Origin of the sequence: Synechocystis sp. LEGE 06083 (assembly GCF_015207725.1) — a bacterium.
GTDB lineage: Bacteria > Cyanobacteriota > Cyanobacteriia > Cyanobacteriales > Microcystaceae > Synechocystis > Synechocystis salina.
The window spans coordinates 1-6,969 of record NZ_JADEWJ010000213.1 but is presented as its reverse complement, the minus strand read 5'-3'; the positions used below and the strand labels follow the sequence as shown (position 1 = coordinate 6,969).

Below are 6,969 nucleotides of genomic sequence, written 5' to 3'. Positions count from 1 at the left end.
GGGTTATTTTCCCCCGGATAAACTCCAGCTATCAGTGCAGGTGCTGCAATGGGCGCCGGTACAGGTAACGGTGGCAGGGGACGTATTCCAGCCAGGGCGGGTACTAATTGAAAATCCTGGAGAACCCAGCAACGAAATTACAGTGCCCCCAGAAAGTCAGTCGGTGACGGGGGATTATCCCTTTTGGCGCTACGGCATTAACGCACTCCGGGCCGTGGGGGGCGTTTTACCCACAGCGGATGTGGCCAATATTGTGGTGCAACGGGGAGAGGAAGAAATTCCCCTAGATCTGTCGGGAGTATTCACTGGGGATGCGGTGGCCGATATTCCCCTCATGGCTGGCGATCGCCTAGTGGTGCCCAGCGCTGGCCAGGTGCAACCGGCCTTGGCCCGTCCCTCCCAAATCACTCCCCCTGGTATTAAGGTATTTATTTCCAACCTCACCGTACCCGCCAATAGTAATGCCACCTCGGCAGTGGGAAACCAACAAGAAGGCATCACCTTTCCCTATGGGGCCCGCTTTAGTCAAGCAGTGGTGGCGGCCAACTGTGTGGGAGGTACTGTCAATGTCAACGCCGATCGCCGGGCTATTTTGGTGCGGGTGGATACGGCCAGTGGAGCAACCCTGGTCACCGAAAAACCGGTGGAAGAATTGGTGCGTAATTCCCACAGCAACACAGACAATCCCCTGCTCATGCCAAGGGACGCCATTGCTTGTTACGATTCCGGTATGACCAACACTAGGGATATTTTCCGCTCCATCACTGATTTCCTCAGTCCCCTAGACCCCTTTTTGATTTTCCGTAATCTTTTCTTCCGTTAGGGGTTTTAACTACACCGTTAGGTTAATCGCTATGGCCACCACTTCCTCCTCCCCAACTAAGGACCGGTTTCCCAACGGTAATGAATCTGAAGCCCTTAACTCCCCCGAAGATGGTGCCATGGACAATGTTGAAGTAGGGGAAATGGATGGAGAAGAGGACATCGCAACAATTAAACCAAGATTAAGCTTGCCTTTGGGGCGCATTGCTAAATATTTAACTTTGGCAGTGGGGGCCAATACATTACTGTGGGCGGGAACGTTAAGTTACCTGAAGCACACCGCTCCCACCTACACCAGTGAATTAGTGGTGCATGTCGCTGGTAATGCCCTGGGGGTAAACCTCAACCTCCCCGACGTGGGCCAGGCGGCCACTTCCACCACCTCCGCCTTTGGCAGTTCTTCCGACCCAAGGGAAAATTACAAATTACTAGCCCTGGGGGATACGGTGATTCAAGAAGCGGCGGCCAGTGTGAGCATAGAAGTTGAAGAATTTGGTGAGCCGAAAATTATCCTCATTCCCAACACCACCACCATCCGCATTTCCCAATCGGGACCAAGTCCCAAAATTGCCCAACGCAAAGCCCTTAGCCTGTACCAAACCCTAGAAAGACGGCTTAATACCCTCAGGCAAATTGAACAAGAAAAACGGGATGGGGCTATTACTTCTGCCCTGGAGGATTCCCAAAACAAACTTACCCAGGCCCAAGCCCAGTTATCAAACTATAAAGCCCAGTCTGGCTTGAGTTCTTCCCAACAGGTGACTAATTTGATCAGCACCATCGAGACTCTCCGCAAACAACGGGCGGAAAAGGTGGCCCAAAGCCAACAAATTGGCGATCGCCTGCAAAGTTTGACCTTAGCGGTGCAGTTAGCGCCGGAACAGGCTCCCACGGTGTTGGCCCTGCAAACAGACCAATATTTTCAGAAAAGCTTGCAGGAATATACCACCACCAGCACAGAGTTAAATGCTCTGTTGGAAGAGCGGGGGCCCAACTATCCCGATGTAGTGCAACTCAAACAAAAGCAAGGGGCAGCCCTGGCCACAGTACTAGAACGGGGCAAAGCTCTGTTGGGTAAGGCCATTACCCTGGAGGAGATTGAACGGTTAAATTTGGACAATAGTAACGAGTCCGGTGTGAAGCGGGGGGAACTCTTTCAACAACTAATTACCCTCCAGGCTGAGTATGAGGGCATTAGGGCGGAGGTGGATGCGTTAACCCAACAGGTGAGCGAGCTAGAAGCTCGGCTGAAAATTATGGTGCAAAAGGAATCAGTGCTGGAAAACTATCTCCGTAAAGTGCAAATAGCAGAGGCCATTTTTACTTCCACCCTGGCCAAGGCCGATTTGGGCAAAAGTGACCCCTTTGGTTCCTTTCCCCTCATGCAATTGGTGGAACCTCCCACCTTGCCCGATGCCCCCTCCGCTCCCAAAACTAAGCTGGTTCTGGCCGGGGCGGCGATCGGCTCTGTTCTGGTTACCTTCGGCCTGACATTACTGTGGTGGCGCAACACAATTTTAGTAGTACTGACCAAAATTTCTCGCCAAATCCTCGCGTGAACGATCCCATCAAGCCCGAAAATTTTCCCGAACGGCTGGTTTGGTACAGCATGGTCTATATCTATGGCTTTTACCTTCTGGGGGCCATCTACATTGTCGGGTCGGTGTTGGGGGTAATTCTGGGACTATACGTAGGGCTGAAATGGTGGTTACAAACGGAAGCCACCCCGGAAGCGGAAAAAATTAAAATCCATTGGCTAATCTGGGTTTGGATCATTGGCATGGCCATGATGCAGGTGGCCCTGATAATTGGGCATTTGGATTTTGACCTGCCCACAAGCACCATTATTAAGTCCTCCATTGGCTGGCTCAAGGGATGGGCGGCCCTAGCCCTGTATCCCCTGGCGGGCTGTTTACCCATTCGGCCCCGACTGATTTACCGAGCTGTTTGTGTGATCTGTTTGCAAACCCTGCTCATTTCTCCCCTACTAATCATTGCGCCCTTACTCCATTTCCCCGAAATTCTCTATGTTTCTCCCCTCAAAGCGGTGGGAGGCCCAGGCACAACTTTTTTTGATGTTTCTTTTTACGAAGTGGATTTTGACGGTTCCATTCGCCAACGATTGTTTACCCCCTGGGGGCCGGCGTTGGGCTTTGTGGCTAATATCTATTTTGTGCTCGCTCTCAAGGAGAAAAATAAAAAATGGCGTTGGTTTGGCATTATCGGTTCCCTCTACCTGGCCCAAATTTGTAAGTCCCGCTTGGCGATCGTTTCCCTAATTTTGACCCCTATTTTCACCTTTTGCCTGGCCCGTCTCAGTCGTCCCTTTACCCTCATGGTGTTGGGCATAGGGAGTACCATTACCGGCATCATGGCGCCCTGGTTATTCAACTTATTAGATACCGTAATGCGAAAATTCACCGAGGCCCGGTCGGAATCTAGCCGAGTCCGCACCACCTTGAAGCAAATTGCCGGTTATCGCTGGGAAACGGAAGCTCCCATTTGGGGCCATGGCATTGTGGAATCGGGACCCCACGTGGTGGAATATATGCCCATTGGCTCCCACCATACTTGGTATGGTTTGTTATTTGTCAAGGGCATTGTTGGTTTCTATGCTTTGGCCATTCCCATGGTTCTTAGTCTTTTTTTGTTGCTAATTAAGGCTCAACGCTATGCAGTAGCGGAGGCGGGATTGGCAGTATTATTTATTCTTTTTCTCTACACCTTTGGGGAAAATTTAGAAATCCTCGCCTATCTTTATTGGCCTGGTCTAATTATCATGGGACTGGGTTTTTATGCTTCTGGCGATCGCCCAGATTATCAATAAGTCAATGTCAACTAGCTAAGGTAAGTTACCAGAAATTTATGGTGCATAGGTCAAGAGATTATTTTCCAGTTCTGCCTGCACAGCGGGGCTAACGTAACAACCACTGTGGAGACATTTATGGAAAAAAACTAGCCCATGGTAGTATTGCCGCAAAAGATTACTTTGGCTGGGGCTTAGTTCAGCTACACAACCAAGCTGATGATGTTGACACACGATGGTTTTCATCCCCCGGTACCAATCTGGCCCCTGCATTCGCCACCATTGCAACAAGGAAGATTTCTCTTCCATGGGGGAAGGTAGTTGCTCTTTGCAAATTTGTAACGCTTTCGTCAAGGCAGGAGTGAGGGAAAATTTTCTTTCAATATCAAGGGCAAAACCAAGGTTTAAATACTGTTCAAAAGTAGGATTTTGGGCGAGGGACTGGGCTAAGGAGAGAATGCGGATCAATTGTAAATCTAGGGAAATTTCCTGGTGGGGATTTTCGCTCAAACTCCGGTCTAGACGGGTAGCTAAATTAAGTCCAAAATCGTAGAGAATGCCCAAATAAAAAGCCCTAATGGCCACTGGTTTATGGTTAGTTTGGAGCAATTTACTTTTGGTATCTAAATATTTTATTACAGCAATTAAACCATCATCACTGGCTACTAGGAGATCGATCTCGAATTTCAGTTGCAGTAAAAAATCATCCGCTAGGGGAACAAGGGAAATCGCCAGAGCAATAACTTCCTGCCAATGGGGATCGGTGAGCCGTTGGGCAGTAATTTCTGGGTCATTAACGACGGAATCTGCAATGGCTAATTTTTTGCGAAAAACCCACTGTTGAGCCGTTAGGTATTCCTGAAAAATGACATGGGAAAAGCAATACACTGCCTTGGCTTGCTCCACCAAAAGCCCATGTTGCACTTGAATAGCTCGTAGGACATTCTCGCTTTTGAGCCACAGCAAATCTCCACTAATGGGGGCGCTGGCAATGCTAGCTAAATATTGTTGAATAATTAATAAAACTTGATCTTTTTCAAAATAAAAATAACCCTGCGCAAACATGCGGGCAGCTATTTCTGATAATAGTTTTAACTTTTGGGGCAGAGTTAACTCGTTATAACCGTAGTCTGTTTGAAATGCCTGGGAGCGGGAACCCCGGTTAAGCAGAACGTTTAGCCCTTCTTTATACAGATTGGCGGGTTTACTGGGCAGTTGGGCCCTTTCTTGGAAAGCACAGCAAATTAACTCTAGTAAGAGGGGCGTTTTGGCTAGTTCGAGGACAAAGCGATTTTCTGGTCGTCGAAGATGGGCTAATAACTGATCGCTTTTGCTAATTTTACCATTGTCTTCATGGACACCGGGCTGGTTAAACCAATTGTCAATATAGGATTTAATTTGTTGCTCATTGGCATTGGCAACTTCCAGGTATGTAAAACCAGTAAAAAAATAATTTTGAGCAGCAATACGGGAAGTAATTAAGATATTATTGTTCGGAAAAGATTGCACAAACTCCTGGATTTTTTGCAGAAATTTTTCACTGGTTTTGCGGGGAATTTCATCCAATGCGTCCAACAGTAACCAGAATTTGCCCTGTTGCAGTAACTCAGTTTGTAGCTCTGGAGTAATCTCTTCGATCGCCAATAGGGTTTGGAGGTAATCTGCCACACTCCAATCTGGTTCATGCTGTTGGTAGCGTTCAATGTCCCGCAGGGGGATGAAAACGGGGATATGATCGGGCTGAATTTGGCTGTTGTAACACTGTAGAGCTAGGTACTTCAACAAGGTAGTTTTGCCGGAGCCGGGCCGGCCCAAAATGACCAAATGTCCATGGTGGTCGATGGCCTCCTGAATGGATAAACCGATGGGCTGGGGCTGGGTCACACCTTGGAGTAAAGACCCTTGTAAATCGTCCACCTCCAACCATTGTTGGTGGCTAAGGTGGGGCAACAAACTCAGATCGGTGTAAATGTCGTCTAAGGCAAACTGCTGAGTCAAATTAAAAGAAGATTGCACCCTGCTGTACTGTTTACAGAACTGGTGCCTCAACTTAGCTTTGACTGCTAAATAAGTTTCCTCCAAGCTTGGTGGGGGCTGGGACTCGGTGGCTTCCATAACCGGGCGATCGCCTTCCTCGGTGACAACGCCCTCATTCCCAATGTCAGGGTCGTCGTCCCCCTGGGGAAGATCCGCAATTTCTTCCCAATCCAAGCCCAACTGGAAGCATAGTTCCATAAAAATGTAACGCTCCACTGGCCGCCCGCTGAGAAACTTCCAGACCGAATTACGGGTGGAAAGTCCGGCTTCAGTGGCCAAATAGGCTTGGGTCCAGCCCCGCCTGGTCATGGCCTGCTTTGCCCTGGCCTGACCGCTAGACGAAGACTTGAGGGAGCGTTTGCTCATGAATTTTTCCACAACAACAGTTAGCCAACAAAAACGCCATTACCCCACCACTATCAACTCGGCTGCAGGGGGGAGGGGGCGGTCGGCTATCCTTTATTATCCATCGATTTCCTGGAGTAGGAATCCCAGAAGATGGGAAAGATTTTCTATTTGTTGGGGAATTTCTACTTCTGCAAGATCAAGATCCGATCGCCATTGGATAATCACTCGTCCTAGGGGCTGACCCCGCCAAGCAACGGGCTGGACCGCCGTGGGAAATAGGGCCATGGAAGGCAACTTGGTTGACCAATGGTTCTTTGCCGGGGGAGTCACACCGGCTTTAAACACAATGCCTCCATCTATTTGCAGGGAAACTAAGGCGGCAAAGTCATCATTAATGGCGGTGAAATCAATCCCCATAGACTCCACTTCCGGATCGATAACCACAAAGGGAATGGCATCGGCGATCGATGTCACCAGCACAATGCGCAATCCGTTGAAAAGTTTTAATGCCCCTGTGAGCATGGTGTTGAGGTAATTTTGGTTAGGACTAGTCTGGGCCAAAGACCGCCAATTTTTTTGCCAGAAACTATCCCAGCTCCTACGGGAAACCAACTCCTTTTGGGTTGCTTCTACTTCGTTGAACAAGGATTTGACATTAATTAGTTGATGAATGCGACGACGGAAAGAAGACCAATGGATCGGCTTATTGATGTAGTCCGTTGCTCCGGCCGTAAAGGCTTTATCAATGGATTCTTGATCATCCAAAAAAGTGATCATTAAAATGGGTACTTTATCCCCTCCAGGCAGAAGACGGATTTGCTCGCAACAGGTGAAACCGTCCATACCGGGCATAATCGCATCCAACAGTACAATGTCCGGCTGTAACTGGATAAATTTATCGAGGCACTCCTGACCGTTAGTGGCTTCCGCCAGCCCATAATTATCTTCTTTAAGGG

The 6,969-nt window shown here is 48.7% G+C and carries 5 protein-coding genes; 3 read left to right on the top strand and 2 right to left on the bottom strand.

Annotated elements, in window-relative coordinates:
• From IQ219_RS14755 to IQ219_RS14745, 3 genes are all read left to right on the top strand, one after another.
• A partial coding sequence (locus IQ219_RS14755) for a polysaccharide biosynthesis/export family protein (protein ID WP_194073105.1) occupies positions 1-823 on the top strand: 823 nt, incomplete at its 5' end.
• 31 nt (positions 824-854) lie between these two features.
• Positions 855-2,381 carry a hypothetical protein gene (locus IQ219_RS14750; RefSeq protein WP_228017145.1) on the top strand — a complete coding sequence of 509 codons (1,527 nt, stop codon included), beginning with the start codon at positions 855-857 and terminating at the stop codon, positions 2,379-2,381.
• On the top strand, positions 2,378-3,649 hold the full coding sequence (locus IQ219_RS14745; protein ID WP_190598187.1) for an O-antigen ligase domain-containing protein: 1,272 nt from the start codon (positions 2,378-2,380) through the stop codon (positions 3,647-3,649). The genes IQ219_RS14750 and IQ219_RS14745 overlap by 4 nt, the downstream gene beginning before the upstream one ends.
• 36 nt (positions 3,650-3,685) lie before the next feature.
• Here IQ219_RS14745 and IQ219_RS14740 read toward each other — a convergent pair whose 3' ends face one another.
• A complete protein-coding gene (locus tag IQ219_RS14740) occupies positions 3,686-6,031 on the bottom strand; it encodes an NACHT domain-containing NTPase (RefSeq protein WP_194073104.1) in 2,346 nt (781 codons plus the stop codon).
• A 96-nt stretch (positions 6,032-6,127) separates the two neighbouring features.
• Positions 6,128-6,969 (bottom strand): PleD family two-component system response regulator (locus tag IQ219_RS14735; RefSeq protein ID WP_194073103.1); only part of this gene is annotated, 842 nt, incomplete at its 5' end.

Bases quoted from the DNA above. Each gene is read 5' to 3' on its own strand.
- IQ219_RS14750 (WP_228017145.1), top strand. From the start codon at position 855: ATGGCCACCACTTCCTCCTCCCCAACTAAGGACCGGTTTCCCAACGGT.
- IQ219_RS14740 (WP_194073104.1), bottom strand. From the start codon at position 6,031: ATGAGCAAACGCTCCCTCAAGTCTTCGTCTAGCGGTCAGGCCAGGGCA.